The sequence below is a fragment of the Microlunatus phosphovorus NM-1 genome (assembly GCF_000270245.1).
GTDB lineage: Bacteria > Actinomycetota > Actinomycetes > Propionibacteriales > Propionibacteriaceae > Microlunatus > Microlunatus phosphovorus.
Window position 1 is genome coordinate 2489379 of the sequence record NC_015635.1, and the last position, 25999, is coordinate 2515377.

Sequence of the window (25999 nt, forward strand, 5' to 3'; positions counted from 1 at the left end):
TCGGATCGGCTGCTCAGCTGGTTTTCGGCTCGAGCGTCAACGAGACGGAGTTGATGCAGTAGCGCAGATCGGTCGGGGTGTCGTAGCCCTCGCCCTCGAACACATGCCCCAGATGAGAGTCGCAGGCCGCACAACGCACCTCGACCCGCTTCATGAAGTGGCTGTCATCTTCGATGTAGCGGACCCGGTCCTCGGCCAACGGTGCGAAGAACGAAGGCCAGCCGCAATGCGAGGAGAACTTCTGGTCACTGCGGAAGAGCTCGGTGCCACAGGCGCGGCACCGGTACACCCCCTGGGAGGTCGTGTCGGTGTATTCACCGGTGAAGGCGCGCTCGGTGCCCGCCTCACGCAGCACCTTGTATTCGAACGGCGTCAGCTGCGCCCGCCACTCCGCTTCGGACTTGACGATCTTGCCTACCGCGCTCGCCGGATCGGTGGTCGTCGACCCGGGCGTTGTTGGATTGTTCTCGGTCATGGTTCCTCCTGTGCTTGCGACCCACTCAACACCGCCGTCCCAGCGGGTGTTCCACGGGGTCGATGTCCTCACTGCGGGAGTGGTCAGCTGCCCTGCGCCGATCGATAGGCGGTTGCCCAGTCCTCCGCAAGCAGGTCACGCGCCAGTGCCACCGGGCGGTTTCGCTCCCTTCGGACCAGGTCGGCTGCGATGCGACGCGGTACGCCATTGCGCCGCAGAATCTCGACGATTCCGCGGCCTCGGCTGCTGAAGACACGTGCCACCCAGGCTTGGTAGCTCCGCTGCTTCTGCTCCGGAAGCAAAGGCTCGCTGCGTCGATGGATGAGGAGCAGCCCCGCATCGATCGAGGGCCGCGGGCGGAAAGCTGTGGAGGGAATGCGCTGGTCGAGCGCAAATTCGTACCAGGGCCACCACTGCGCCGTCAGCTGGGTTGCCCCGCCGACACCAGCGCGTTTACGGGCGACCTCCCATTGCGTGACGAGCACGGCATCGGTCCAGCGTCGCGATCGGAGAAGATGTCGGAGAATGGGTGTGGTCAGGTGAAACGGGATGTTCGACACCAGGACAGCACCGGCTGGCGGCGCGTGCCGGAGGATGTCACCCTCCGAGATGCAAACGTGGGGACCGACCTTCCGCTTGAGCTCCTGGACACGACGGGGATCGATCTCGATGCCCTCGAGACGGCGGCCGAGCCGGTCCAGGCCCAACGTGAGGGCGCCGTTGCCGGTGCCCCACTCCACGATCGGACCGGGTCGCTCTGCGACGAGGCCCACGATGTGGTCGATGACCCTGGTATCGACGAGAAAGTTCTGGCCGAACTCCTGCCGACCGAGACGGGATTGGTGCATGACGACTCCTGTGAGTGTGAAGGGAGCCGGGCAGCACAAAACGCCGCCCGGCAGATGCCGAGTGGCGGCGCGAATGCGAGGTTGAAGTGGTGATCCGCGCCGTTACCGGCCGCGGATCCGCTCTATGGTCGCGAAGATACCCACGGTCAAACCATAGCCGGGCTTCTTGCCTGCTGGGGAATCCCTGGCTACCGTTCAAGGGGCCAACATTGAACAAACCTTGAACACGCTAGCTTGCGAACAGAGGTGAGAGCGCATTCCCGCCGACGCATCAGCGATCGTCTGGCTTCGTCGCGACCTGCGGCGAGCGGATCTGCCCTTGCTGGCCGCCGCACACGAGGGTGCCGGCGGTGGTCAGGTCATCGTCTGTTTCGTGCTCGACCCAGCCATCTTCGATCGTGCCGGGCCGGCACGGCAGGCGTGGCTGGCGGCGAATCTGCTCGCCTTGCGCGAGACCTACCAGGGCCGACTCACGTTGCTGCACGGTGATCCCGTCGACGTTCTCCCCGGATTCGCGCAGGAACATGGTGCGACCGCTGTCCATGTCAGCACTGAGACCCAGCCTTTCGGAGCGGCTCGGGACGCTCGGGTCCGGGCAGCGTTGGCCGAGGTCGGCGTCGAGTGGGTCGAGACCGGCAGCCCGTACGCGGTGACTCCCGGCCGAGTGCGGAACAAGGCCGGCGATCCGTTCGCCGTCTTCACCCCGTTCGCCCGGGCATGGCGCGACCACGGCTGGCGGGCTCCGGCGGAGGAACCGGCTTCGCTCCAACTGGCCGACGCAGCGAGCGGTCCCGAGCCGTGGGCGATCCTAGAGTGCGCGCTTGCCCGGAAAGGTGTGCCCGAGCTGCCGCCGGCGGGGGAGGCGGCCGCCCTGGCTCGGTGGCGGACGTTCCTGAGCGATGGACTGCAGGGCTATGCCGCACACCGCGACCGGCCCGATCTGGACCACACGTCGCGGCTGTCGCCGTACCTCAAGTTCGGGGTGCTGCATCCACGAACGCTGCTGGCCGACTTGGCAGACTGTCGCGGTGCGGGCGCGGACCGGTTGATCACCGAGCTCGCCTGGCGCGAGTTCTATGCCGATGTCCTGCATCATCATCCGGGCAGTCTCGACGCCGATCTGCGCGATGGCCTGACGGGAATGGCGTACGAGGAGGATCCACAGCTGGTCGAAGCCTGGCAGCAAGGACGGACCGGCTATCCCTTGGTGGACGCGGGAATGCGTCAACTGCTCGCCCTCGGCTGGATGCACAATCGGGTCCGGATGGTCACGGCCAGCTTCCTCACCAAGGATCTACACGTCTGGTGGCCGCTGGGTGCCCGCTGGTTCCTGGACCATCTCATCGACGGCGATCTCGCCTCCAACACCCACGGCTGGCAGTGGACCGCCGGCACCGGGACTGACGCTGCGCCCTACTTCCGGGTGTTCAACCCAGTGCTGCAGGGAGTGAAGTTCGACCCGCACGCTGACTACGTACGTCGCTGGATCCCCGAGCTTCGCCACCTCTGCGGTGCGGCTGCCCACGAGCCGTGGAAGCAGGATGACGGCTACGCCCATGGCTATCCGCAGCGGGTCGTCGACCACGCCGACGAGCGCCGTGGAGCACTCGCCCGATACGAAGCTGCTCGTGGTGGCAACAGCCGATGACTGAGCGCAATCGCTCGGATTCGCCGGGCCGCGAGCCGGTGCGACGTGGCCCCGTCGCAGAGGTCCGAGCCTTCTTCGACGCGGCGCTGCTTCAGCCGACGGAGCGAAACTATGACGAGACACCGGCACAGCGGCTGCGGCGACTGATCGTGGTGGCGGCCACGGTTGTCCTCGGCACGATCGCGCTGGGTCTGGCGCTGGCGATCCCGCCCGGCGACCCGCGCTTCTATCTCGCTTCTTTGGGGGTCGCCGGGGTGTGGATCGTGGGCGCCCTGGTCTCTGGGCCGCTGCACCTGGGACGCGGTCGAACCCGGGCCGGAACCACCAGCCGGGGAGTCCTGCAAGGGTTCATCCTCGGCGCCATGCTGCTCGCCGTCTTCTTGGCTGGCGCATTCGTGATTGCCCGGATTCCGCTGCTGCGAACCCCCGTCGAACAGCTCCTCGACCATGTCCGTCACGGATCGCTGGGGCTCGTCGCGCTGGTGACCGTGGTGGGCGGCATTGCCGAGGAGCTGTTCTTCCGTGGGGCGGTCTTCGCGGCCTTCTCCCGGCGCTTCAACCTGGTGGGCTCGACGGTGTCATATGCCGCGTCGACTCTGTTCTCCGGGGTGCCGCTGCTCACTTTCGCGGCTGCGTGCCTGGGCCTGCTGACTGCCGCGCAGCGGCGCGTCACCGGGGGTGTGGCCGGCCCCATCACCTCACATCTGACCTGGTCACTGGGCATGCTCCTGCTGCTCGGCCCGGTCCTCGACCTAGGAGGCTGACAGATGTCTCGTACGGCTCTCGTTACCGGTGCCACCGGTGCGGTCGGATCCCGGCTCGTCCCCGCGCTGCTGGACGCCGGCTGGCAGGTCCGGGTGTTGTCTCGCAGCCCCGACAAGCTCGACAGCGCCTGGCACGAACGGGTCGAGGTCGTCGAGGGCGACGCCGCGGATCCTGAGGTGCTGCGTCGAGCGCTCGATGGGGTCGAGGTCGCGTACTACCTGCTGCACTCGATGGACGCTGACGGCGATTTCGTCGAGCGCGATCGCCGGCTGGCCCACGGGTTCGCGGCTGCCGCCGGAGCCGCCGACGTCGGCAGGCTGGTCTATCTCGGCGGGCTCCATCCCGACGGGCCTCTCTCGCCGCACCTGGCGTCTCGGGTAGAGGTGGGGGAGATCCTGCTGGCATCCGGCGTTCCCACCGCGGTGCTGCAGGCGGGAGTGGTGCTCGGCGCGGACTCGGCGTCCTTCGCGATGCTGCGCCATCTCACCGAGCGGCTGCCGGTCATGGTCGGCCCGAAGTGGCTGCAGAACCGGATCCAACCCATCGCCGTCGACGATGCCGTGCACTACCTCGTCCGGGCGGCTGAGTTGGCTCCCGAAGTCAATCGCACGATCGACATCGGTATGGACGAGGTGCTCACCTATGCCGAGATGATGCAGCGGTATGCCCGGCTCGCCGGTCTGGCGCCTCGGCTGGTGGCGACGGTCCCAGTGCTGACACCGTGGCTCGCCTCCCACTGGGTCGGTCTGGTCACGCCCGTGGCCGCCGGGGTCGCCAAGCCCCTCGTCGGCAGCCTGATCCACGAGGCCGTGCGACGAGACGGCGACGCGTCCCGGTTGCTCGGCGATCCGGCCGGCGGCCTGCTCGGCTACGACAAGGCGGTACGGTGCGCGCTCGCCGGGACCGACCCGAAGCGCTGGAGTCGCACAGTGCTCCAGGTCGGCGCGGCGGTGGCCGCCTGCGCGGTCGTCGGCTCGGTCGCGACGACACCGGACTCCAGCTGGTATCGCCGGCTCCGCAAGCCGCGCTGGCAGCCGCCGCCGGCAGCCTTCCCGGTTGTCTGGACCTCGTTGTACGCCGCCATCACCGTGGCTGCCACGGCGACGATCGCCGAACTGGAGGACCAGGGGCGCGAGGCCGATGCGGCGGCCTTCTGGAGGGCGCTGACCGTCAACCTGGCTCTGAACTCCGGCTGGAGCGTGGTGTTCTTCCGGCTGCACCGGTTGCCGCTCGCCACGCTGTGGTCGGCGCTGCTCGCCGCGTCGTCGACGGATCTCGCTCGGCGGGCCGCCGCGACCGGGCCCGGCAAGGCGACCGCCCTGGGTGCGTACGCCGGATGGACCGGCTTCGCGACGGTCCTTTCCGGTGCGGTCGCCAGGCTCAACCGGCGGCATTAGCGTGGCGCTATGGCGAAGAGCGCAGCGGCGACCGTGACGGCAGGGGAGCGCGAGGTACGGGTCTCCAGTCCTGACCGGATCATCTATGAGGCGACCGAGCGCACTCCCGCGGTCACGAAGCTCCAGGTCTGCGAATATTTCGCAGCTGTTGGAGAGCCGCTGATGCGTGCCCTCGGTGAACGTCCGACCGCGATGGAACGGTGGCCCGACGGCTGGCGCGAGGGGATGCGACTGGCGATCGGTACTCAGGACCGCGAAGCTGACGGCTTCTATCAGAAGCGGCTGCCCAAGGGCGCACCCGATTTCGTCGAGACCGTCAAGGTCACCTTTCCCAGCGGCCGGACCGCCGACGAGTTGTGTCCGACGGAGCCGGCGGCCTTGGTCTGGGCGGCACAGATGGGTGCCCTGACCTTCCATCCCTGGCCGGTACGTCGCCCCGACGTCGACCACCCCGACGAGCTTCGGCTGGATCTCGACCCGCAGCCCGGCACCACCTTCGCCGATGCACAACGGATCGCAGGTGTTGCCCGGGAACTGCTCGAGGAGCTCGGGATGCGCGGCTATCCGAAGACCAGCGGCAATCGAGGCATCCACATCTACGTACGGATCCAGCCCGACCACACCTTCGAGGACGTACGTCACGCCGCCATCGGCTTCGGCCGTGAGCTGGAACGGCGAGACGGCGGAGTGACCACGAATTGGTGGAAGGAGGAACGGGGCCAGCGGATCTTCATCGACTTCAACCAGAACAACCGGGATCGCACCATCGCGAGCGCCTGGAGTCTGCGGGCCCGACCTGGGGCCCCGGTCAGCACGCCGATGACCTGGGAGCGGCTGGCCGAGATCACCGATCCGCGTGAGTTCAACCTGACCACGGTCCCGGATTACCTGGCCGACGGGGATCCGTGGGCGGACATGGACGAGGTCGCCTATCCGCTCGAGCCGTTGCTGCAGCTCTGGGAGACCCTGCCAGGGGGCGAGCTGAACTTCCCGCCGGACTATCCGAAGATGCCGGGCGAACCGCCTCGCGTGCAGCCGAGCAAGAAGGTCGCGAGCCACTGGGACGAGGACGGCAATCGGATCGGATGACACTAAGTTGACGGACGTGGGAACCGAAGATCGCCGAATGGCCAGGAACTCGGGCGAACCACCGAAGTCGGGCGTGCCGGGTGCGCAGCGGTGGGCCGACTACCTCGACTGGGTGCGGATGGACGTCATTCGCGGCACACTGCGTCTGTCTCCGATCGAGAGACGTCTCCCGCGCGTGCCTTCGGGCTGGAGTCCGCTGGAGTTGTTGTCCCACGTGCTGCACATGGAGCAGCGATGGTTCATCTGGGGCTTCCTCGGGGAGCCCGTCGACGATCCGTGGGGCGATTGGGACGTATCAGATCCGACTGCGGCGAATCGGGCTCACTGGCAGGTGCCGTCGGCTGTCACCGGCGAGCAGCTCGCCAACCGACTCCAGGAGATCGGAAAGAGAACGCGGGAGATCCTCGCGAGTCATCCCCTCGACACCGTGGCGAGCCTCGGCGGCCGATTCGACGCCGACCCACCAACCCTCGAGTGGATCTGCTTCCATGTCTTGGCTGAGTATGCGCGCCACGCAGGGCACCTGGACATCGTGGTCGAGCTCGGATCACACAATCGCTGAAGGGACCTCAGGCCGGCACGGCTGCTTTTGACTTGAGGTAGAGCTCATCGGGGGCCCAATCGGCACCGGTGGGCCACGAGATCGTCCCCGCCTCGTGATCGACCGCGACCTGGCAGAAGAGGTTGTAGTCGACGAGGACCGGTTGGAAGACCGGCCCCCACATCAAAGGCTCCATGTCGAGGATCTTGGTCTCACCGGTGTCAAAGGTCAGCTCGAGCACGTAGCGCCCGAGCACGCGCACGTCGGTCACCAACACCAAGTAGGGATCGACTCTCGCTGAGACGTCAGCTGAACTCATCTCTTGTCACCACCCTCAGATCTCGATCCAGTCTAGCGATCGGTTCCTGCCGCAGCGCTGCCTCGAATGCAGCGACCGCCGAGTCCGCGTGGCGCGCTAGGAGTTTCTTGATCTTCCGATGCTGCTGGGCAGTCAGTGAGCCGGCGAGAATCTCCCCGGTCTCGACAGCCACCGTCGCAAGCCGTCGGCGTCCAGCCATCACGGCGACATGCGGAAGGCGGTGCTCCTCGCGGCTGTAGAAGTAGAGCTTGAACTCGCCGCCGTCGTACCAGATAGGCGTCACGGGCCGAGCCTAGGGCCCGCCGCTGACACGAGATCTCGGCGACGCACCGCCCTGACGTCAGTCAGCAACCTGACGCCGGTAGTTGGTGAACAGGGTCTGGTCGTCGGCGAGCAGCACGAAGTCCAGGTCGAAGTCGGCGCGCTCGGGCAACGCGGCCCCGGCAGTGGAGCGGTGCCCGACACCGCCGACGACGCTGGGGGCCAGGGTGAGGGAGAGCCGGTCGACCAGTCCGGCAGCCAGCAGATCACGGTGCAGGCTGGGGCCGCCCTCGGTCAGGATCCGACGCTCGCCCCGCGCGGCGAGCGAATCCAGCACCCAGCCGAGGTTGACGGTCGGTCCTGGCACCTGCAGCACCTCCGCGCCCGCGTCACGGAGCGGTTCGATCGTGCCCGGCTCATGGTCCCCGCTGGTCACCACGATCACCGGACCGTGCTCGACGGGTGGCGCCGCGAACGCCGGATCGAGGTGGAGCGACCTGGTGACCACCACCAGGATCGGGAAGGGTGCGAGGCCTTCGGCCGACCTGATGGATCGCTGCCACGGTTGCAGATCCACGGCCTGATAGCCCTCGGCGCGGATAGTCCCGGCACCCACCATGATCACGTCCGACAACGCCCGGAGAAGCGCGAAGATCTCGTGGTCGCTCTCGGTGTTGATCGATCCGGAGCGCCCGTCCAGACCCTGCACCGATCCGTCGAGGGTCGAGACGAAGTTGCTCCGGACGACCGGTCCGGAGCCGCCTTCGGGCCAGCGATAGAGATCGATCAGGTCTGCTCGGCTGAGCTCGGCGGATGGTCGAGGGTCCGCGTGATGAAGCAGGCGCACCAGCCCATCCTGACACCCGGGACCGGCGTACGGCAGAATGCCCGCGTGGCCTCGAAGAAGTCGAAGAAGCACAAAGGCGTGGCGGCTGCACCCGTGCATCCACCGGAGCCGCCGCCGAAGCAGACGCTGAGCGAGGTCCTGCGGTTGCCGGCCGGGCCGGTCGATCTCGCCGCCCTGGACAGCAGGGCCACCCCCGGGTTTCCGGGATTGGGCAAGGATCACGTCCCCGCACTGATGGATCAGCTGGGGACCTCGCTGGCCGACCGCCAGGAGTGTCTGTTCGCCAACGGTCGCTCGGGGGACTCGGCACGGAATGTGCTGGTGATCCTGCAGGGCATGGACACGTCCGGCAAGGGCGGGATCATCCGGCATGCCATCGGTCTGGTCGACCCGCAGGGCGTCAAGATCACCTCGTTCAAGGCGCCAACCGCCGAGGAGCGCCAGCACCCGTTCCTGTGGCGGATCACCAACGCCCTGCCTGGGCCGGGGATGATCGGCATCTTCGATCGCTCACAGTACGAGGACGTGCTGATCGCCCGCGTCAACGAGCTGGCCACCAAGCAGGTCTGGTCACGCCGCTACGCTTTGATCAACAACTGGGAGCAGAAGCTGGCCGATGCCGGCACGACGATCATCAAGTGCTACTTGCACATCACGCCCGAGGATCAGCTCGGGCGGTTGCAGGCGCGGCTGGACGATCCCACCAAGCACTGGAAGTACAACCCCGGTGACCTCGACGTGCGCGCGAAGTGGTCGGACTATCAGGCTGCGTACGCCGACGCTCTCGAACGATGCAATACCGATGCCGCACCGTGGTACGTGATTCCGGCCGGTCGGAAGTGGTATCGCAACTGGGCCGTCGCGGCGCTGCTGGACGAGCACCTCCGCGCGCTCGGATTGACCTGGCCGAAGGCCGGTTTCGATGTCGCAGAGGAGAAGCAGCGCCTCGCCGCGATGTAGCGTGCCCCCGGCAACCACCCATGCTTGTCGCTGCCGCTCGGCAGTCGGCGAAACCCGCAACCCACGTACTGACAAGACAAGGAAGGCACGAGATGGCCAATCCGAACCCCCTGTTCCTGGTGGTGACGATCTATCCCAAGACCGACAAGCTCGCCGAGGCGGAGGCCCAGCTGCACAAGATGCGCGCTGCCTCCCAGCAGGAGGAGGGCTGTGAGTTCATGCACCTGACGCAGGGCATCGACGACCATCGCGACATCTGGGTGATGATCGAGAAGTTCCGGTCACGGGCCGACTGGGACGCTCACATGGCCTCCGAGCACAACCAGCGCGGCAACGCCGAACTGGAGCCGCTGCTGAGGCAGCCTTCCGACCTGCAGCTGTTCCACGAGAAGCTGCCGGAATAGAAGTGCGAGCGGCCGGGGCCGCCCGCCGGTGTGCTGAGGAGGAGTGAGGAGAGGCGTTCTTTCCTCTCCTCACGACGACGAAGTAGCCGGGCTCGAAGGGCGGTCCCAGCGAGCACGACCATTGAATCAGGCAGACACCACGCTGAGGTGCCGGACTGGGGCTTCCTCGGTCTCGGCACCCTCTTCGGGTTCCAGATCGACCAGTTCCATGGCCGCGACCACATAGCGGCTGAGCACGACCTCGGCGATCTCGGGTCCGGCGCCGAGCGGATCGGAGACCGCCACCGCGCCGGCCGCCAGAGCACTGGTGGCCTCGCGGACGAACAGCGGCGTGGCGGACAGGAACCAGCTGCCCACCGCGACGTGGCGACGGCCCTGGCTGCGCAGGGTACGGACCGCCTCGGCGGCCGACGGCCCGGACACCGCACCGAACGCGGTCAGGCAGGGCAGCCGGTGATGGGTCGCCCACTGGCGGGCCCGCCGGGTGATGATGGCGTTGCTGCGTACGTCGGTGCTGCCCATGGCGGCGAACACCAGACCGTCCAGCTCACTGGCCCGCCGGGCCCGCAGGGCGTCCCGCAGTCGGCGATCCACGACCGACAGCAGCTGAGCCTCCGGCCCCACCGGTCGGGAAGCCGCGACCTTGATGCCACCCGCGGCACCGATCTGGGCGAGCAGACTGGGGAACTCCGCGTGTGCGTGGAAGGCGTCCGACAGCAGCAGGGGCACGATGACGGCTTCCTCGACGCCGCGCTTGGCCAGCTTCGCGGTGACCTGCAGCCCGCTCGGACTGCCCTCACTGACGAAGGCGACGTGCACGTCCAGCTCGGGACGGACCGCCAGCACCCCCGCCCGGATGTCATGGCTGACCTGCGCGACCCGTGGGTCGTCGCTGCCATAGCCGACCAGAATCAATGAGGGGGCGGTCATTCCTTACCTGCGTTCTCGTCTGTGTCGTTCAGGAGATCTGGGTCGTCGAAGTCGTCGAACTCGTCTGGCGCCGGTCGGTGCGCGACGGAGAACGCGGGTGGGCCGGCCATCCCGGCGCCCAGCGTCCAGCCATCCTGCGCATCGACGATGATGAAGGCTCCCGTGCCCCGATGCTCCTTGTAGGCGTCGATCGGCAGCGGACTGGCCAGTGCTATCCGAAGCCGTGCGATGTCGTTGAGCGTCAGGACGTCGGTGTCGGTCCACACGGGGTGCTCACCGTCGCCGCCGAGGTCGAGTTTAGCCTCGATGGCCCGAATCAGCCCCTTCGTGATGCTGGTGCCGTGCTGGATCAGCACCCGGGCCCCGACCGCCAGCTCCCGATCGGTCAACCAGGACACGGTCGCGGTGATTTCCTTCAGCGGCACCGGCGGGGTGTCCGGACCGACGATCAGGTCCCCCCGGGAGATGTCGATGTCAGCCGCGAGCCGCAGGATCACCGATTGGCCGGCGACCGCCAGGTCGAGGGGACCGTCGGCGGTGTCGATGGCCTCGACCGTGGTGTGCGAGCCGCGTGGTAGGACGATGATCTCGTCGCCGACGCGTACGGTGCCGGAGGCGATCTGTCCGGCGTATCCGCGGTAGTCGGCGGTCAAGCTCGGGGTCTGAGCGGCCCACGGAGCGAGCCCGGCGGTCTGTGGTCGGATCACCTGCTGGACCGGGAACCGGAAGTCGGCGAAGGTGGCCAACGGGGTGATGTCGACGCTCTCCAGATAGCCGAGGACGGTCGGGCCGTCGTACCAGGACATCCTGTCCGAGCGGATCGCGACGTTGTCACCCTCGGTCGCCGACACCGGGATGCAGTGGATGTCGAACACATTCAGGCTGCGGGCCAGCAGGGCGAACTCGGTCGCGATCTCGGTGAACCGGTCCTGCGAATAGTCGACCAGGTCGATCTTGTTGACGGCCAGCACCACGTGTGGGACCCGCAGCAGCGAGGCTACGGCAAGGTGTCGGCGAGTCTGCTCGACCACACCCTTGCGGGCATCGACCAGCAGCACGATCACATCCGCGGTGGAGGAGCCGGTGACCGTGTTCCGGGTGTACTGCACGTGCCCAGGGCAGTCGGCCAGGATGAACTTGCGGGCCGGCGTCGCGAAATAGCGGTACGCGACGTCGATCGTGATGCCCTGCTCGCGCTCGGCCCGCAGACCGTCGGTCAGCAGAGCCAGATCGGCGCTGGCGAGCCCCTTGCGCTTGCTGACCTGCTCGACGTGATCGAGGGTGTCGGCGAGCACCGAGTTCGTGTCATAGAGGAGCCGGCCGACCAGGGTCGACTTGCCGTCGTCCACGGAGCCCGCGGTGGCGAGCCGCAGGATCGTGCGGCCCCCGGTCTTGGTGGCCGTGCCGGTACGCGCTGCCATCAGAAGTACCCCTCTCGCTTCCGGTCCTCCATCGCGGCCTCGGTCAGCCGGTCGTCGGCTCGGGTGGCGCCACGCTCGGTCAGTGTGCTCACGCCGACCTCGGTGATCACGTCGGCCACCGTGGTGGCGACCGACAGCACCGCAGCGGTGCAGGACATGTCGCCGACCGTTCGGTAGCGAACCGAACGCCGCTCGACCACGTCGCCGTCCCGGGCGGGAGTCACCTCGGTCACCGCCATCCACATGCCGTCGCGCTGGACGACCTCACGCTCGTGGGCGTAGTAGATGGTCGGCAACTCGATCTTCTCGGCCTCGATGTAGTCCCAGACGTCCAGTTCGGTCCAGTTCGACAGCGGGAAGACCCGGACATGCTCGCCCGGCAGATGGCGGCCGTTGTAGAGCGACCACAGCTCCGGCCTCTGGTTGCGCGGGTCCCACTGGCCGAACTCGTCGCGCATGCTGAACACGCGCTCCTTGGCCCGGGCGCGCTCCTCGTCCCGCCGGGCACCGCCGAAGACGGCATCGTGGCGGCCATCCTGGATGGCTTCCAGCAGTGGCACGATCTGCAGCGGATTGCGCTGCCCGTCGGGCCGCTCCCGCAGTCTGCCGTCGTCGATGTAGTCCTGGACCTTGGCCACGGCCAGGTGGGCACCGTAGAACTCGGCCGCCCAGTCGCGGAAGGTCAGCACCTCGGCGAAGTTGTGGCCGGTGTCGACGTGCAGCAGCCCGAAGGGGATCGGTGCCGGCCAGAACGCCTTGGCGGCCAGGTGCAGCATGACGACGGAGTCCTTGCCACCGGAGAACAGCATCACCGGCTTGGCGAAGGTGGCCGCCACCTCACGGAAGATGTGGATGGACTCCGATTCCAGAGCCTGCAGCTCGGTGAGCGGTCGGATCGCTTGGGTCATCATGCGTCCGACCCCACCAGGTCTGCGGCCTTCGGTTCGATGAGGTCGGTGACCAGGGCATAGGCCTGTTCGACCGACTGCTCCAGTGGTACGGCGGCTGTGTCGATGCTCAACTCCGCGGATGTGGGTTGCTCGTACGGGTCGTCGACCCCGGTCATGCCGGAGATCTCGCCGGCCCGGGCCCTGGCGTAGAGGCCTTTGACATCCCGGCTCTCGGCGACCGCCAAGGAGGTGGCGACGAACACCTCGCCGAACGGTACGCCGGCCTCGGCATGATCCTCCCGGACCGCGGCACGAGCGGCGGCGTACGGGGCGATGACTGGCACCAGCACGATCACGCCGTGGCTGGCCAGCAGCCGGGCGACCCAGCCGATCCGCTTCACATTGACGTCGCGGTCGGCGCGGCTGTAGCCCAGTCCTGCGGAAAGGTAAGGCCGGACGGCGTCGCCGTCGAGCACCTGGACGCGGTAGCCGTCGAGCAGGAGGCGGTCCGCGAGTGCATGGGCGATCGTCGACTTGCCTGCGGACGGCAGCCCGGTGAACCAGAGGGTCGCGCCCCGGGCGGTGCCTGGAGTGGTGAGGTCAGCGTTCATCGGTGGATTCCACATTCTGTCTTGGCCAGGCCCGCCCAGCGGCCCGCGCGCGGATCATCGGCTGAAGCTCGAGTGGTGCAGGGCGCGCAGCCGATCGAGGTGTAGCCATCTTCGAACAGGGGATTGACCAGCAAGGAGTTGGCCTCGATGTAGTCGGCGACCTCGTCGTCGGACCAGGCCGCGATCGGGAAGACCTTCACGATCTTGCGGCGCATGTCCCACTCGACCAGCGGGGTGTTGGCCCGCGCTGCGGAGTCGGCCCGCCGGACGCCGCTTGCCCAGGCCGTGTAGCCGGCCAGTGCCGCATCGAGCGGAGCGGTCTTGCGCAGCGCGCAGCACTGGTCGGGATCGCTGGCGAACAGGTCCTTGCCCCAGGTGGCGTCCTGCTCGGCCACACTCTGCGCGGGGGTCAGCGAGATCAGGTTGACGTTATGGATCGCGGCGACCGCGTCCCGGGTCCCGATCGTCTCGGCGAAGTGATAGCCGGTGTCGAGGAACAGCACGTCGATGCCTGGCGCCACGCGCTCGGCCAGGTGCACCATCACCGTGTCGGCCAGGGATGACGTCACGGCCAGACCGGCACCGAACGTCGCGTACGCCCAGCTGAGGATGTCGAGGGCACTGGCCCCGGCCAGTTCCTCGTTCGCACGCCGGGCGAGCCCGCGAAGGTCATCGCTTGGCTGTGGGGCGCGGTGCCCGAGATCGAGAGCGGTCATGGTTGCGGCTTTCCCTGGCCCCGTGCCGGTCTCAGCCCGAGGAACCTCACGCTGAACGCGCGCTGGCAGCTCCGGCATTCCCAGCCGTGGTCCTCCAGCGGAAACAGCGTCTCTTCCGCGCAGTAGGGGCAATACATCACCGCCTGCCGGTTCGCGTGTCCCGACCCGGCAGCGGGCGCGGGCGTCGAGCCGCTCATGCGAGTGCTGACTCATCGGCCCTCACAACCCACTGGGCAAACCGCTCGCCATCGTTGCGCTCGGCGAGGAAGTTCTTGGCGACTCGCTCGACGTAGTCCGGCAACTCGTCCGCGGTCACCTTGTGCCCGCGGAGCTTGCGGCCGAAGCCGGCGTCGAGGCCGAGTCCGCCGCCGAGGTGCACCTGGTAGCCCTCGACCTGGTCGCCATTCGGACCGGGCACCAACTGTCCCTTCAGGCCGATATCGGCGACCTGGATGCGTGCGCACGAGTTCGGGCAGCCGTTGAGGTTGACGGTGATCGGGGTGTCCAGCTCGCCGAGCCGTTGCTCGAGCTCGTTGACCACGCGGGCCGCCTGCGCCTTGGTCTCCACGATGGCGAGCTTGCAGAACTCGATGCCGGTGCAGGCCATCACCGACCGTCGCCAGGCACGGGGTCGAGCCGAGAGACCGAGCTGCTCGGCTCCGGCGACGAGCGAGTCGACCCGTTCCTTGGCCACGTCGAGGACCAGGATCTTCTGCATCGGAGTCGCGCGCAGCCGGAACGAACCGTGCGCCTCGGCCAGCTCGGCCAGGTCGATCAGCGCCTGACCGCCCGTCCGGCCGGCGATGGGTGACAGGCCGATGAAGTAGTTGCCGTCCTTCTGCAGGTTGACACCGACGTGGTCGCCCGGCCGCGCCGGCGTCTCGGGTGCCGGACCGTCGGGCAGCTTGCGCTGCAGGTACTTCGTCTCCAGCACCTCGCGGAACTTCTCGGGGCCCCAGTCCGCGATCAGGAACTTGATCCGTGCGCGGCTGCGCAGCCGGCGATAGCCGTAGTCGCGGAAGATCGCGCACACTCCGGCCCACACCTCGGCGACGTCCTCCTCGGCCACCCAGGTGCCGAGTCGCTGCGCGAGCATCGGGTTGGTCGACAGGCCGCCGCCGACCCACAGGTCGAAGCCCGGTCCCAGCTCTGGGTGCACGACGCCGACGAAAGCGACATCGTTGATCTCCGGCACCACGTCCTGCAGGGGATGGCCGGTGATTGCGGTCTTGAACTTGCGGGGCAGGTTGGAGAACTGCGGATCGCCGATGTAGCGGTCGACGATGGCCCTGATCGCGTTGGTCGGGTCGATGATCTCGTCGGCGGCGATGCCGGCCACCGGCGAGCCCAGGATCACCCGCGGACAGTCGCCGCAGGCCTCGGTCGTGGAAAGACCGACCGCCTCGAGCCGGCGCCAGATCTCCGGCACGTCCTCGACGCGGATCCAGTGCAGCTGGATGTTCTGCCGGTCGGTGATGTCGGCGGTGTTGCGAGCGAACTCGACGCTGATCTGGCCGATCACGTGCAGCTGCTCGGTGGTCAGGGCGCCGCCGTCGATCCGGACCCGGAGCATGAAGTACTCGTCGTCCAGCTCGTGCGGCTCGAGGGTGGCGGTCTTGCCGCCGTCGATGCCGGGCTTGCGCTGGGTGTAGAGCCCGTACCAGCGGAATCGGCCGCGCAGATCACCGGGATCGATGCTGGCGAAGCCGCGGTGGGCGTAGATGTTCTCGATCCGGGCGCGGACGTTGAGCGGGTTGTCGTCCTTCTTGGACTGCTCGTTCGGGTTGAGCGGCTCGCGGTAACCGAGCGCCCACTGGCCTTCGCCGCGCGGCTTGCGAGCGGCGCGTGCGGCAGGTTTGCGGGCAGGGGGTGCTGTGGGGGTCTGGGTCATCGGATCCTCAGTCGCGGAGTTGGCCGCCTTTGGGGGGTGACGGCGATGGTCGGCGGTTGTCAGCGCGCGAGCGCGTGACACATCATCGACTTGGTCCGCGCGAGGTCGACGAAGCGACGCACAGTCAGCTCCGCCGCCCACATGCCGGTGCTGAACGCATGGTGCGAGCAGCAGCAGGGCAGGGGAGCGGGACGCATACCGACAGCCTTTGTCACCGGACGAGCGAAAGCAACTTGAAATCTCGACATATGAGAATGCTGTTCACAATGTGATATTGACGTCGGTGGTCAGGTCGATGGGGGCTGAAGCCGTCGGCTGGCTGGGTCCTTGGGCTGTCCCGTCGGCTGCTCGGGGAGGATGGGAATCAGGCTCTCGGCGGTCTCGGCGTCCAGTGCCTCACGAAGGCGCGGCGAGCTGGCTGGCACGGTCGTGGCCTTATAGGTGCGTCGATGGTCGATGCCGGAGAGCCGGGGCCAGACGAAATCAATGGCGGCGTTGCAGGCGGCTCCGATCAGCACGGCCATGGCAGTCACGAAGGTCCACACCAGGAAGGCGATCGGTGCGGCCAAGGGGCCGTAGATCGTGGTCGAGCCGGCCGAGGCGATCAACACAGCTCGGAGCACCCAGTTGCCGCCGAGCCAGATGGCCAGGGTGAGGCCGGCGCCCGGCATCTCCGATATCCAGCGAGTGCGCACCGGGACGGAGAGGTGGAACAGGCCGGCGAGTACGCAGGCGGTGCCGACCAGCACGATCGGCCAGTAGAGGTTGTTGAGGAACTCCAGTCGGGTCGGCAGCAGGTGGTCGACCAGGGTCGGCCCGGCCAGCACGAGTGGCAGCACGATCGCGCCGATCACCAGGAAGAAGGCGTACAGCGCGAAGGACAGCAGCCTGGTCTTGACGATGTTCCGCAGGCCGGCGAGGCCGTACATGATCGTGATCGTGTCGACGAGCACGTTGAGGGCCCGCGAGCCGGACCAGACTGCCAGTACGAAGCCGATCGAGATGATGTCGAATCGACCGCCGGACAAGACGTCGTCGAGGGTGGGTTTGATCAAGGTGTCGACCGCGTCCGGGGTGAGGGCCCGGCTGCTCATCTCCAGGACCTCGTCGCGGAAGTCATCGACGGTCGCACCTTCATACCGTTGGGCGACATAGCCGACGGCACCCATCAGGGCGAAGATCAGGGGCGGGAGGGACAGGACGGCGAAGAAGGCGGCCTCGGCCGCCAGCCCGGTGACCCGGTAGCGAAAGCAGATGCCGACCGTGCGGCTGATGACCTCCCAGATCTGGCCGAGACGAAAGCGGACTGGCCGCGGGATGCGTTGGCGTACGCGCGCCGCAACCCCCCTCACGTCCTCCCAGCCAGCCACCCGTCAAGCCTAGGGGAGAAGGTCCCTGCGACAGGGGAACAAGGTCCGCGCAGAGTCGCCGCGTTTCCGTCAGTCGACGGCTTTCGCGGTCTGGGCGGCGCTGCACGGCATCGTCTCTGATCAGGGTTGGCTTCCCGGGTCAGCCGGCCACGTGAAGGAAGTGTCAGGGCAGCTTCAGGTGGGCTGCCGCGCCACCCCTCGACCTTGAGGGCCCCATCGCTCCGCACCTGGTCATCGAGAAGGAGAGGAAGTCATCTAGAAGGAGAGGACGTCATCGAAAAGGAGCAGGCACACCCGAAATCGCAGGTTTCGCCTGCATCTGCGCCTTGTCGGCGGCGACTGCTCCTTCTCGACGATCCCATCGAGGGCGCAAGAGCCAGGCGTTCTTGTTGGTGGGCGATACTGGGTTCGAACCAGTGACCTCTTCCGTGTCAGGGAAGCGCGCTACCGCTGCGCCAATCGCCCGAGGTGGAGACGGGATTTGAACCCGTGTACACGGATTTGCAGTCCGTTGCCTCGCCTCTCGGCCACTCCACCCTGAGGAGTTCGCTTCCCCCTTGATGGACTGGAGAACACTGCTCTCCCGAAGGGATGGGCGAGACTCGCTCCGAGCGGACGACGGGATTCGAACCCGCGACCCTCACCTTGGCAAGGTGATGCTCTACCAACTGAGCCACGTCCGCGTTGCGCTGCTTTCCGGAGTGAATCCGGTCCGTGGCGCGGTCAGGAACAATAGCCGAGTACGCGCCGGAAGCCAAACCGTCTCGGCGGTGCGTGTTGGGGCCCGGTCTAGGCTCTCGCTATGAGCGCGCCGACGACCCCCGAGACCCGCCCGACGCTGATCAGACCCGCCCGCACGATCTGGCTGAACGGCCGACTCTACGGGGATGGCGAGACGCCTGCGGTGCCGGTCACCGACCACGGCCTCGTTGTCGGCGACGGCGCCTTCGAAGCGCTCAAGATCACGGCGGCGGGCCCGTTTGCCGTGCAGCGTCACCTCGAGCGACTCTCTCGGTCTGCGAAATCGCTGGAACTGCCGCCTCCCGATCACGCCGTCGTCCGCGGTGCGATCGACGCGGTCTGCGCCGGCCAGGACTGGCAGTTCGGGAAGGTTCGGATCACCTACACCGGCGGTCCGGGGCCGCTCGGATCCCAGGCCGCGTACGGCCCGCCCAACCTGGTGGTGATCGCCGAGCCCATGGATCCGGCACCAGCGATCGGCACCGTCGTCACGGCTCCCTGGCGACGGAACGAGAACGGGGCCCTGACCGGGGTCAAATCGACCTCGTACGCCGAGAACGTCCGTGGGCTGGCGTACGCGCGCTCCCGGGGCGCCGCCGAGACGATCTTCCTGAACACGACGGGCGACGTCTGCGAGGGGACCGGGACCAACGTCTTCTGCGTGTTCGGTAGCCGGGTTGTCACCCCGCCACTGGCGGCGGGCTGCCTGGCGGGCATCACCCGCGAACTGGTGGTCGAGTGGTGCGATGTGGTGGAAGACGACTTCACCCTCGCCGAGGCCGCCGAAGCGGACGAGGTGTTCCTCACCTCGTCGCTGCGTGATGTGCAGGCGATCTCGCGCTGGGACGGCATCGACCACGCCGCACCCGGGCCGAAGACCACCGAGATCGCAGCCCACTTCCTGGCCAGGAGCGCCGAACTCGTCGACCCCTGACCAGGACCTTGATGCGGGCCCAGGCCCGCGTCCTTGATCGACCGCCTGCGCCGTCGGCGAAGGACCTGCTGGCCGGTCTGCGGGATGAGACCCGGCAGCGACGCTCGCCGACGCGGCCGAGCGGTGCGGGTACGCGCTGCGCAACGTCACCCACCTGCTCACCTGGCTGCCGACCCCGGCCGACTTCGGGCGCCTGCTAGCCGCGGTTGATCGGCGAGTCGGCAGCGGGCCGTCCGGCCGGCAGATGCCGGAGTGAGTGCTCACTCACTGGTGCCCCAGGGTGGCTTCGATTGACGTGAAGCCACCACAGCGCACCAGTCGATGATCCACATCGATGTCTCACCCTCTGCATGGTCAGAATGTGGGGACAGCGCCTGCGATGGGATATGGTTGGCGTCGCCCGACAGGGCAGGGGGCGATTGGCGCAGTGGTAGCGCGCTTCGTTCACACCGAAGAGGTCACTGGTTCGAACCCAGTATCGCCCACCATGGATTGAGTGTTCAGACCTGCGAGGTCAGAGCCGCGGCACATGCCGTCCGCGCTAGGCGTCGGACGAGGTCGTCCGGTAGGGGTTTGCGCGGGGTAAACGTGATCCCGGTCTTCGTGGCCTTGAAGCCGGCGGCGGCGATTTCCTCACTGTGCTGGGAGATGGCGCTCGGAAGGAAGTACACCCCGCACTGCTTGCTGAACGCCGCATAGCTCGCGACCACCAAGCCGCCGATCTTGAATCCCGGCATGTTGTACATCACGACCTCGTCGGCCTGCGGCAGAGCTTGGGCTAGCAACTCGCGCAGCCGCGCCAGCGTCGCACGGAAGGATTCCGGCGCAGCAGCGATGTAGGCGTCGTGATCAGATATCGCTGTCATGGTCGTGTCTCCAACTCCAGCGTCGGTGGTACTGATGAGGACCTCAGACCTCCATTGTGCCGATTGGGTTCCGGGGTCGTAGGGACTGCTCCACGAGGTGCGCCAGGCGCAACGCTGCATCGCGATCCGGTAGGTACGCTGCCGCCTCTAATGACGCCATCGCGTACTGCACCAGTTCGTCGACGGGCACGTCGGTGCGGATTGCACCAGCCTCCGAGTCCGCGATGATCAACTCGTGCAGGAGTGCTGCAACGGTTTCCCTTGCGTCGCTCACTGCTGCCGACCGATGAAGGGCACTGTGGTCTTGGTCGCCGTGTTGGTGTTGTCGACTGATCGCATAGCGCTCGATGACAGTAGAAAGTCGCTCATCCTCGGGTGTGGCTGCCGCGACCGCCTGGAGTTGACGCAGGTGGTCGCCGATCTGGTGTGCGTGCCAGAGTTCGACTGCTTCGGCGGAGTCCTTGACGTACCGGTAGAGCGTTGCTCGGCTGATCCCAGCTGTCTCGGCGATCGCCGACATCGTGAGGCCGGTGAACCCGTCCTGGTGAACCAGCTTTGCTGTCGCCTGCACGATCGCTAGCTTCACGGAGTCCTTGTGGCCCTCGATGGTCGCTTCCCACAACTTCGGCACGGATCCATGCTACTGGCGATGAGACAGTTTGTATCTAAACAATACACTATGTCATGATAAATCGCATGAGACGGTGGCTTCGATCGACGCCTACCTGGGTCGTGGTCCTGCTCTCGATCGCAGCCGTTGGTGCGGTGGTCTTCGTCGTCATGCACCTTGGCGGTGGTGGCATGCACCGGATGCACTGACGATGCCGTCGCTCCCGCCAGGAGGTCGACGGTGCCTGGTCGTGATCCATGCAGGAACGTCCGTGGGCTGGATCGGAGCGGTCGTTGGATTCGTCGCCGTCGCTGCGGTCGGGGCAGCCCTCGCCGTCGAATCGATGGACGCCAGCGGTCTCTACTCAGCCCTGAGCATCCTCCTCACAGTCGTCATCGTCCCGCTGGCGGGACTCTCCTTCGTATCGGGAGTGGTCGTTGCCCTCGCGACGCCCTGGGGACTGTTTCGGCATTGGTGGGTGGTCATCAAGCTCGTACTCACCACCGGTGCCACAGTGGCGCTCCTCCTCCATCGAGGCGTCGCGCAGCAGGCAGCGGAGTACGCGGTCAGCGCGAGGCCTGAACTGGCGTCGTTGCAGACCCAATTGTTGGTCGATGCCATTGCCGGACTCGCGGTGCTGCTCCTCGCAGCCCTTCTCGGCTTGGCTCAAACCCAAAGGCCGGCTCAAGGTGGCCGCGTTGTCGGAGTGACTTGGTCCGCCTGGCTTCGCTCAGGTCGGCGTCAAGACAGTGATGCCGTTGGTCCGTGCCGCGTCTGCGAAACGATCGTCGTAGGTGACGACGCCATCCCGCAAGCTCGGCCGTCAGGCTGGGACCCGCCTAAGGGGCCGGCAACTCACGGATGTCGCGCCGTGGTCCGATGGCTGGCGAAAGGCTGTTGGATACAGTGCGGCTGCGATAGCAGGACTCTCACCCGTCTCGATGAGGAGCCGCTCCCAGATGACAGCCAGTGTTCGTATCAGCGTGGTCGGTGCTGGTCTGATCGGGATCCGGCACGTCGAGGAGATCGTCGCCAGCGACTGTGCCGAGTTGGCGTCGATCGTCGATCCCGGACCGGCTGGACCGGCAGTGGCCGACAAGTTTGGCGTCGTCTGCCACCAGACCTTGGCCGAGCTGTTCGAACGCGACAAACCCGACGGGATCATCCTGGCGACGCCGAACCAGCTGCATGTCGAGGGCGCTTTGGCGTGCATCGCGGCTGGCGTGCCGGTGATCGTGGAGAAGCCGCTGGCGGACACGATCGAGGGTGCGGTTCGGATCGTCGAGGCGGGGGAGTCGGCGGGCGTACCGGTGCTGACCGGGCATCACCGCAACTACAGCCCGATCATGGCCACGGCGAAGAAGGTCGTGAACGAGGGCGTGCTCGGGCGGATCGTCGCGGTGACCGGTACCGCGCTGTTTTACAAGCCCGACGACTACTTCGACGTCGGCGGCGGCTGGCGTCGGGAGCCGGGTGGCGGACCGATCCTGCTCAATCTCACCCACGAGGTGAACAACCTCCAGCAGCTGCTGGGTCGGATCGTGCGCGTCCAGGCCGTAGCGTCCAATGCCGTACGCGGCTTTCCGGTGGAGGACACGGCGGCGATGGTGTTCACCTTCGCCAACGGTGCTTTGGGCACGTTCCTGCTGTCCGACGCGGCAGGTTCGGCACGCTCCTGGGAGCAGACCTCACGGGAGAATGCCAGCTATTCGACCTACCCGGACGAGGACTGCTATCACATCGCCGGCACGGCCGGGTCGCTGTCGGTGCCGACGATGCGGCTCAAGGTCTTCGCCGGCAAGCCGTCCTGGTGGGAGCCTCTCGAGACCTCCACCATCGAGATAGACCGCAGCGATCCGCTCGCCAACCAGATCGTCCACTTCGCGGCCGTGATCAGCGGCGACGCGGAGCCGATCTGCAGTGCCCGGGATGGACTCGACACCATGCGCGTAGTCGATGCGGTCATCGAGTCCGCGGCGACCGGGCAGCCGGTAGATCTTGCACCCAGCAGCTCGGTTGGGATGCCGAATCGTGATGACGGATCGGCCGAGGATGGGGGAGGATCGAGCCGACGGGTGTCCGGCGGCGGGCCTCGTACCCACTCGTCCGGATCGGGAGCACCTGTATGTCCTACCGCGTAGGGGTCGACCTGGGCACGACGTTCACGGCCGCCGCCGTCGCCAACGGTCAGCCCCCGACGATGGTCGGCCTCGGCAACCGCGCGCTGCAGATTCCGTCGGTGCTGTTCTTGGCGCCCGACGGACAGCTCATGTGTGGCGAATCGGCGGAGCGGCGCGGACTGGCCGAGCCGGATCGGGTGGTCAGGGAGTTCAAACGTCGAATCGGTGACTCGGTCCCGATCCTGGTGGCCGGCTCGCCCTACTCTGCACAGAGTCTGACCGCCCGCCTGCTGCGGCATGTTTGGCTGACGACCCGCGACCGGATGGGGTCGGCACCTAACGAAGTGGTGCTCACCCATCCGGCCAACTGGGGCCCCTACAAGCTCGAGCTGCTCGACCAGGTCGCTTCGATAGCCGACGTCGGCCCGGTCATTCGCTGCCCCGAGCCGGTGGCGGCGGCAGCGCAGTACGCGGCGCAGAACAAGGTGGACATCGGCAGCACGATCGCTGTGTACGACCTCGGCGGCGGCACGTTCGACGCGTGTGTCCTGTCCAAGACCGCCAACGGCTTCGAGTTGGTCGGGGTCCCCGAGGGAATCGAGCATCTGGGCGGCATCGACTTCGACGAGGCGCTCTTTCAGAACGCCATCGGTCTGCTCGGCTCCCGGATCGAGCAGCTCGACCCCGATGATCCCCAGACCACCCTCGGGCTGAATCGCCTTCGCCGCGACTGTGTGGACTGCAAGGAGGCACTGTCCTCGGACGTGGACGCCGTGCTGCCTGTCGCGCTGCCTGGACTCTCCACCACCCTGCGGTTCACCCGCAGCGATTTCGAGGGTCTGATTCGGCCGGCGCTGGAGGAGACCATGGACGCCATGGCGCGCGCGCTGCGCTCGGCGAACGTCACCCCCGACCGGCTCTCCGCGATCGTGCTGGTCGGCGGGAGCAGCCGGATCCCGCTCGTCGGCGAGCTGGTCCAGCAACGCTTCGGGATCCCGACCGCGCTCGACACCCACCCCAAGCACGACATCGCTCTCGGTGCGGTGCAGTTCGGACACCGCGCGGACAGGGCGGCAGCGCTGCCGCCGACCCCGTCGGTCGCGCCGACATCCGCGCCGACGACGCCCCCGCCGACGACACCCGCATCCACGGCACCGGCACCCACGACACCGGCACCGATCCCGAAGCCGACCACGCCAGCCACCCCGCCCGTCCCGCCGAGTCCGGACACGCCCAAGCCCGCGCCAGTCGATCCAGCAGCAGCTCCGCGGCCCGATCGGGCCGCGAACCGGCGGCGAGGCATCGTCATCGCCGGCGTGGCAGCTGTCCTGATCGCCGGTGTCATTGCCGGGGTCGCGCTCCTCAACCGTCCGAAAGACGTGCCGGTGGTCAGCGATCAACCTTCGACCAGCCTGGGTCCATCCACTGCATCAGCAAGTGTCAGCCCGTCGGCCACGGTGAACGCAGCCGGGCTGCCGATCTCTGCGCCGTTGACCGACAGCCAGTTGATCGTGCCGGCAAAGGTCGACGACAACTGGGATCTCTGGCTCGCGGACACCGAGACGGCGGCCCCGGTCGCCCGGCTGACAACCGACCCGGCAGTGGACGGGGGACCGGTCCTGTCGCCCGATCGGCGCACGGTGATCTACCTCCAGAATCTGAACAACGAGGGCAAACGGACGCTGCTGGTGAAGGGTGCTGCCTCACCAGGCGACGGCCGCGCGCTGTTCAATCCGATGCCTTCGCAGTGCGCCGACACGGTGTTTCGCCCGGCCTGGAACCCGGCTGTGCCGCTGGAGGCCGGCGGCGAGATCGCGGTGCCCTGCGTCAACGCCAAGGGAAAGTACGGGCTCTATCGATTCACTCTCGACGGGGAGTTGATCGCGAAGGTCCCGGTCCCGTCCGGCACCGTACGCGTGGATGATCCCGCCTACTCACCCGACGGTTCAAAGCTGGTCTATTGGGCCGCTTCGGACTCGAAGCTGGATGGCGGCGTCCTCTACACCGTCGAGGTGAACGGTGGGAAGCCCAGGTTGCTGGTGGAGTCGACCCAGGCCGGTGAGGACGCCGATCCTGTCTGGTCACCGGACGCGTCGCACATCGCGTTCCGACGCCGGGTCGCCGATGGCACGTCGGGGGGCAACTTCGACGTCTTCACGGTGACCACGGACGGCAGTGCCAAGCTGGCCAGGCTCACCGAGGACCCTGCCGATGAGCAGAACCCGATCTTCTCCCCGTCCGGCAGTCAGATCGCCTACAAGAGCACGGCGCCGGACCCCAAACATCCAGATCATGCTGCGACCCGGGTCTGGATCATGGACAACGACGGGGACAACAAGGCAGCGCTGTGGTCGCAGGGCCTCGACCCAGAGCAGAACGCCGCTGCCTGGGGATTGCGCTAGCAGCGTGAGGGCGGGGCACCGCGCGATCAGAGCAGCGGCGGCCGACCCAAGGCGGTCATCCGAGCGACTGTGCGCCAGCGCATCGGGCGCCGGGCGGGGAGTGCGGTGAGCCCATCGCGGTAGCCGGCGAGCACATCGCGTGCCGGGGCGCCGCGGGCCACGGCAGCCGCCGTCCAGGTGGTCAGGTACGCGATCGTGAACGGAACGGGCAGCGAGCGCCACGCCATCCACAACCGGTTGCGCGCGGTCAACCGTGCGTAGTCGAGGTGCCGAGCCGGAGTGCTCCGAGGATGGAAGGCCCTCAGATCGGCCGAATACCAGATCGACCAGCCGGCATCGAGCAACCGCCAGGCCAGATCGGACTCCTCCATCGAATAGAAGAACCGAGCGTCGAAGCCACCGACCTGCCGAAAGGCGGCAGTTCGCACTACGCACGCACCACCGACGAAGTAGGTGACTGGTCCCGACCGCGCCGCGGAGCGGGCACCTAGTCGTGGCACGTGCCGGCGCTGGGTCAGGCCGGACTCGTCGACCAAGCGGATCGCCATCGCGCCGAGCCGGGGGTCGGCCTGGAAACGGGCAACGACCGACGCCAGCATCCCGGGGTCGAGCAGCTCGGCGTCATCGTCGAGGAACATCACCAGCCCGGCGTCGGTGCTCGCGGCACCGATGTTGCGGCCGGCCGGGATGCCGACGTTCTCCCGCAGCACGATCAGCAGGTCGGCAAGCTCGGACGGACGCTCCAGGTCGGCGGGTGGGGATGACACGCCGTTCTCGATCAAGACGAGCTGGGTTCGGACACGGCGTTGATCGCGAACCGACCGCACCGCTCTGGCCAACTGCGCCGGTCGGTCGGCTTGAGTGAGGATGACGATGGCGATCTCGTGCTGTGGCTCGAAGGAATCACCACCGGTATCAGGACTCACCGGGTGCCGATCCGGTC

The 25999-nt window shown here is 67.3% G+C and carries 28 protein-coding genes and 4 tRNA genes; 12 read left to right on the forward strand and 20 right to left on the reverse strand.

Annotated elements, in window-relative coordinates; translation table 11 throughout:
• Positions 1-13: 13 nt before the first annotated feature.
• Together msrB and erm are read right to left on the reverse strand one after the other, a co-directional pair.
• On the reverse strand, positions 14-475 hold the full coding sequence (gene msrB, locus MLP_RS11215; protein WP_013863207.1) for a peptide-methionine (R)-S-oxide reductase MsrB: 462 nt from the start codon (positions 473-475) through the stop codon (positions 14-16).
• Positions 476-558: 83 nt separating this feature from the next.
• Positions 559-1323 carry a 23S ribosomal RNA methyltransferase Erm gene (gene erm / locus MLP_RS11220; RefSeq protein ID WP_013863208.1) on the reverse strand — a complete coding sequence of 255 codons (765 nt, stop codon included), beginning with the start codon at positions 1321-1323 and terminating at the stop codon, positions 559-561.
• Between the two features lie 277 nt (positions 1324-1600).
• Between erm and MLP_RS11225 the strand changes: the two genes are divergently transcribed.
• From MLP_RS11225 to MLP_RS11245, 5 genes are read left to right on the forward strand one after another with little or no spacing between them, the layout of a single operon-like run.
• The gene (locus tag MLP_RS11225; protein WP_269453393.1) at positions 1601-2971 is read left to right on the forward strand and encodes a cryptochrome/photolyase family protein; all 1371 of its coding nucleotides are present in this window, start codon (positions 1601-1603) and stop codon (positions 2969-2971) included.
• Positions 2968-3735 (forward strand): CPBP family intramembrane glutamic endopeptidase, encoded by a 768-nt coding sequence (locus MLP_RS11230; RefSeq protein ID WP_013863210.1) that lies wholly within the window; start codon positions 2968-2970, stop codon positions 3733-3735. The genes MLP_RS11225 and MLP_RS11230 overlap by 4 nt, the downstream gene beginning before the upstream one ends.
• Before the next feature lie 3 nt (positions 3736-3738).
• Positions 3739-5133 carry a tryptophan-rich sensory protein gene (locus MLP_RS11235; RefSeq protein ID WP_013863211.1) on the forward strand — a complete coding sequence of 465 codons (1395 nt, stop codon included), beginning with the start codon at positions 3739-3741 and terminating at the stop codon, positions 5131-5133.
• Positions 5134-5142: 9 nt separating this feature from the next.
• Positions 5143-6222, forward strand: a complete 1080-nt coding sequence (locus MLP_RS11240; protein ID WP_013863212.1) for a DNA polymerase domain-containing protein — start codon at positions 5143-5145, stop codon at positions 6220-6222.
• A gap of 37 nt (positions 6223-6259) precedes the next feature.
• On the forward strand, positions 6260-6784 hold the full coding sequence (locus MLP_RS11245; protein ID WP_013863213.1) for a mycothiol transferase: 525 nt from the start codon (positions 6260-6262) through the stop codon (positions 6782-6784).
• 7 nt (positions 6785-6791) lie between these two features.
• On the opposite strand, the gene MLP_RS11250 is transcribed toward MLP_RS11245, so the two are convergent.
• From MLP_RS11250 to MLP_RS11260, 3 genes are read right to left on the reverse strand one after another with little or no spacing between them, the layout of a single operon-like run.
• Positions 6792-7082: a DUF2442 domain-containing protein gene (locus tag MLP_RS11250; RefSeq protein WP_070100470.1), complete on the reverse strand. Its 291-nt coding sequence runs from the start codon at positions 7080-7082 to the stop codon at positions 6792-6794.
• Positions 7069-7365, reverse strand: a complete 297-nt coding sequence (locus MLP_RS11255; protein WP_013863215.1) for a DUF4160 domain-containing protein — start codon at positions 7363-7365, stop codon at positions 7069-7071. Before MLP_RS11255 ends, MLP_RS11250 begins: the two co-directional genes overlap by 14 nt.
• 57 nt (positions 7366-7422) lie before the next feature.
• Positions 7423-8190, reverse strand: coding sequence for a dihydrofolate reductase family protein (locus tag MLP_RS11260; RefSeq protein WP_013863216.1), 768 nt, complete (start codon positions 8188-8190; stop codon positions 7423-7425).
• On the opposite strand from MLP_RS11260, the gene MLP_RS11265 reads away from it, so the two are divergent.
• Together MLP_RS11265 and MLP_RS11270 are read left to right on the forward strand one after the other, a co-directional pair.
• Positions 8176-9150: a PPK2 family polyphosphate kinase gene (locus MLP_RS11265; protein ID WP_013863217.1), complete on the forward strand. Its 975-nt coding sequence runs from the start codon at positions 8176-8178 to the stop codon at positions 9148-9150. The genes MLP_RS11260 and MLP_RS11265 overlap by 15 nt on opposite strands.
• Before the next feature lie 92 nt (positions 9151-9242).
• Entirely contained in the window at positions 9243-9554 is a 312-nt protein-coding gene (locus MLP_RS11270; RefSeq protein WP_013863218.1) for a putative quinol monooxygenase, read from the forward strand.
• Positions 9555-9680: 126 nt separating this feature from the next.
• Here the strand turns inward: MLP_RS11270 and MLP_RS11275 are convergent, their stop codons facing one another.
• From MLP_RS11275 to MLP_RS11320, 11 genes are all read right to left on the reverse strand, one after another.
• Positions 9681-10484, reverse strand: a complete 804-nt coding sequence (locus tag MLP_RS11275; protein ID WP_013863219.1) for a sirohydrochlorin chelatase — start codon at positions 10482-10484, stop codon at positions 9681-9683.
• On the reverse strand, positions 10481-11905 hold the full coding sequence (locus MLP_RS11280; RefSeq protein ID WP_013863220.1) for a sulfate adenylyltransferase subunit 1: 1425 nt from the start codon (positions 11903-11905) through the stop codon (positions 10481-10483). Before MLP_RS11280 ends, MLP_RS11275 begins: the two co-directional genes overlap by 4 nt.
• Positions 11905-12816, reverse strand: coding sequence for a sulfate adenylyltransferase subunit CysD (gene cysD, locus MLP_RS11285; protein WP_013863221.1), 912 nt, complete (start codon positions 12814-12816; stop codon positions 11905-11907). The genes MLP_RS11280 and cysD overlap by 1 nt, the downstream gene beginning before the upstream one ends.
• Positions 12813-13406: an adenylyl-sulfate kinase gene (gene cysC, locus MLP_RS11290; RefSeq protein WP_013863222.1), complete on the reverse strand. Its 594-nt coding sequence runs from the start codon at positions 13404-13406 to the stop codon at positions 12813-12815. The genes cysD and cysC overlap by 4 nt, the downstream gene beginning before the upstream one ends.
• Positions 13403-14122, reverse strand: a complete 720-nt coding sequence (locus MLP_RS11295) for a phosphoadenylyl-sulfate reductase (RefSeq protein WP_013863223.1) — start codon at positions 14120-14122, stop codon at positions 13403-13405. The genes cysC and MLP_RS11295 overlap by 4 nt, the downstream gene beginning before the upstream one ends.
• Positions 14123-14315: 193 nt before the next feature.
• Positions 14316-16013, reverse strand: a complete 1698-nt coding sequence (locus MLP_RS11300) for a nitrite/sulfite reductase (protein WP_041789968.1) — start codon at positions 16011-16013, stop codon at positions 14316-14318.
• Positions 16014-16072: 59 nt separating this feature from the next.
• Complete coding sequence (locus tag MLP_RS27965; protein WP_156821120.1) at positions 16073-16210, reverse strand: hypothetical protein; 138 nt, start codon at positions 16208-16210, stop codon at positions 16073-16075.
• A gap of 90 nt (positions 16211-16300) precedes the next feature.
• A complete protein-coding gene (locus MLP_RS11305; RefSeq protein WP_013863225.1) occupies positions 16301-17383 on the reverse strand; it encodes a YihY/virulence factor BrkB family protein in 1083 nt (360 codons plus the stop codon).
• 390 nt (positions 17384-17773) lie between these two features.
• Positions 17774-17848 (reverse strand) — tRNA-Val (locus MLP_RS11310).
• A gap of 1 nt (position 17849) precedes the next feature.
• Positions 17850-17920: transfer RNA gene (locus MLP_RS11315), tRNA-Cys, on the reverse strand.
• A gap of 73 nt (positions 17921-17993) precedes the next feature.
• Positions 17994-18066, reverse strand: a tRNA-Gly gene (locus MLP_RS11320).
• 119 nt (positions 18067-18185) lie between these two features.
• Here MLP_RS11320 and MLP_RS11325 point away from each other — a divergent pair.
• Both MLP_RS11325 and MLP_RS11330 read left to right on the forward strand, forming a co-directional pair.
• Positions 18186-19058 carry an aminotransferase class IV gene (locus MLP_RS11325; RefSeq protein WP_013863226.1) on the forward strand — a complete coding sequence of 291 codons (873 nt, stop codon included), beginning with the start codon at positions 18186-18188 and terminating at the stop codon, positions 19056-19058.
• Positions 19059-19471: 413 nt separating this feature from the next.
• Positions 19472-19546: transfer RNA gene (locus tag MLP_RS11330), tRNA-Val, on the forward strand.
• 12 nt (positions 19547-19558) lie between these two features.
• On the opposite strand, the gene MLP_RS11335 is transcribed toward MLP_RS11330, so the two are convergent.
• Both MLP_RS11335 and MLP_RS11340 read right to left on the reverse strand, forming a co-directional pair.
• Entirely contained in the window at positions 19559-19924 is a 366-nt protein-coding gene (locus MLP_RS11335; RefSeq protein ID WP_013863227.1) for an iron chaperone, read from the reverse strand.
• A gap of 43 nt (positions 19925-19967) precedes the next feature.
• Positions 19968-20555, reverse strand: a complete 588-nt coding sequence (locus MLP_RS11340) for a TetR/AcrR family transcriptional regulator (protein WP_013863228.1) — start codon at positions 20553-20555, stop codon at positions 19968-19970.
• A 65-nt stretch (positions 20556-20620) separates the two neighbouring features.
• Here MLP_RS11340 and MLP_RS29225 point away from each other — a divergent pair, with 65 nt between their 5' ends.
• A complete protein-coding gene (locus tag MLP_RS29225; RefSeq protein WP_269453386.1) occupies positions 20621-20743 on the forward strand; it encodes a hypothetical protein in 123 nt (40 codons plus the stop codon).
• Between the two features lie 155 nt (positions 20744-20898).
• On the opposite strand, the gene MLP_RS11345 is transcribed toward MLP_RS29225, so the two are convergent.
• The gene (locus MLP_RS11345; RefSeq protein WP_156821121.1) at positions 20899-21204 is read right to left on the reverse strand and encodes a hypothetical protein; all 306 of its coding nucleotides are present in this window, start codon (positions 21202-21204) and stop codon (positions 20899-20901) included.
• A gap of 289 nt (positions 21205-21493) precedes the next feature.
• On the opposite strand from MLP_RS11345, the gene MLP_RS11350 reads away from it, so the two are divergent.
• Together MLP_RS11350 and MLP_RS26285 are read left to right on the forward strand one after the other, a co-directional pair.
• The gene (locus MLP_RS11350; RefSeq protein WP_013863229.1) at positions 21494-22675 is read left to right on the forward strand and encodes a Gfo/Idh/MocA family protein; all 1182 of its coding nucleotides are present in this window, start codon (positions 21494-21496) and stop codon (positions 22673-22675) included.
• Positions 22660-25056: an Hsp70 family protein gene (locus MLP_RS26285; RefSeq protein ID WP_013863230.1), complete on the forward strand. Its 2397-nt coding sequence runs from the start codon at positions 22660-22662 to the stop codon at positions 25054-25056. Before MLP_RS11350 ends, MLP_RS26285 begins: the two co-directional genes overlap by 16 nt.
• 26 nt (positions 25057-25082) lie before the next feature.
• Here the strand turns inward: MLP_RS26285 and MLP_RS11360 are convergent, their stop codons facing one another.
• Entirely contained in the window at positions 25083-25982 is a 900-nt protein-coding gene (locus tag MLP_RS11360; RefSeq protein ID WP_013863231.1) for a glycosyltransferase family 2 protein, read from the reverse strand.
• Positions 25983-25999 lie beyond the last annotated feature (17 nt).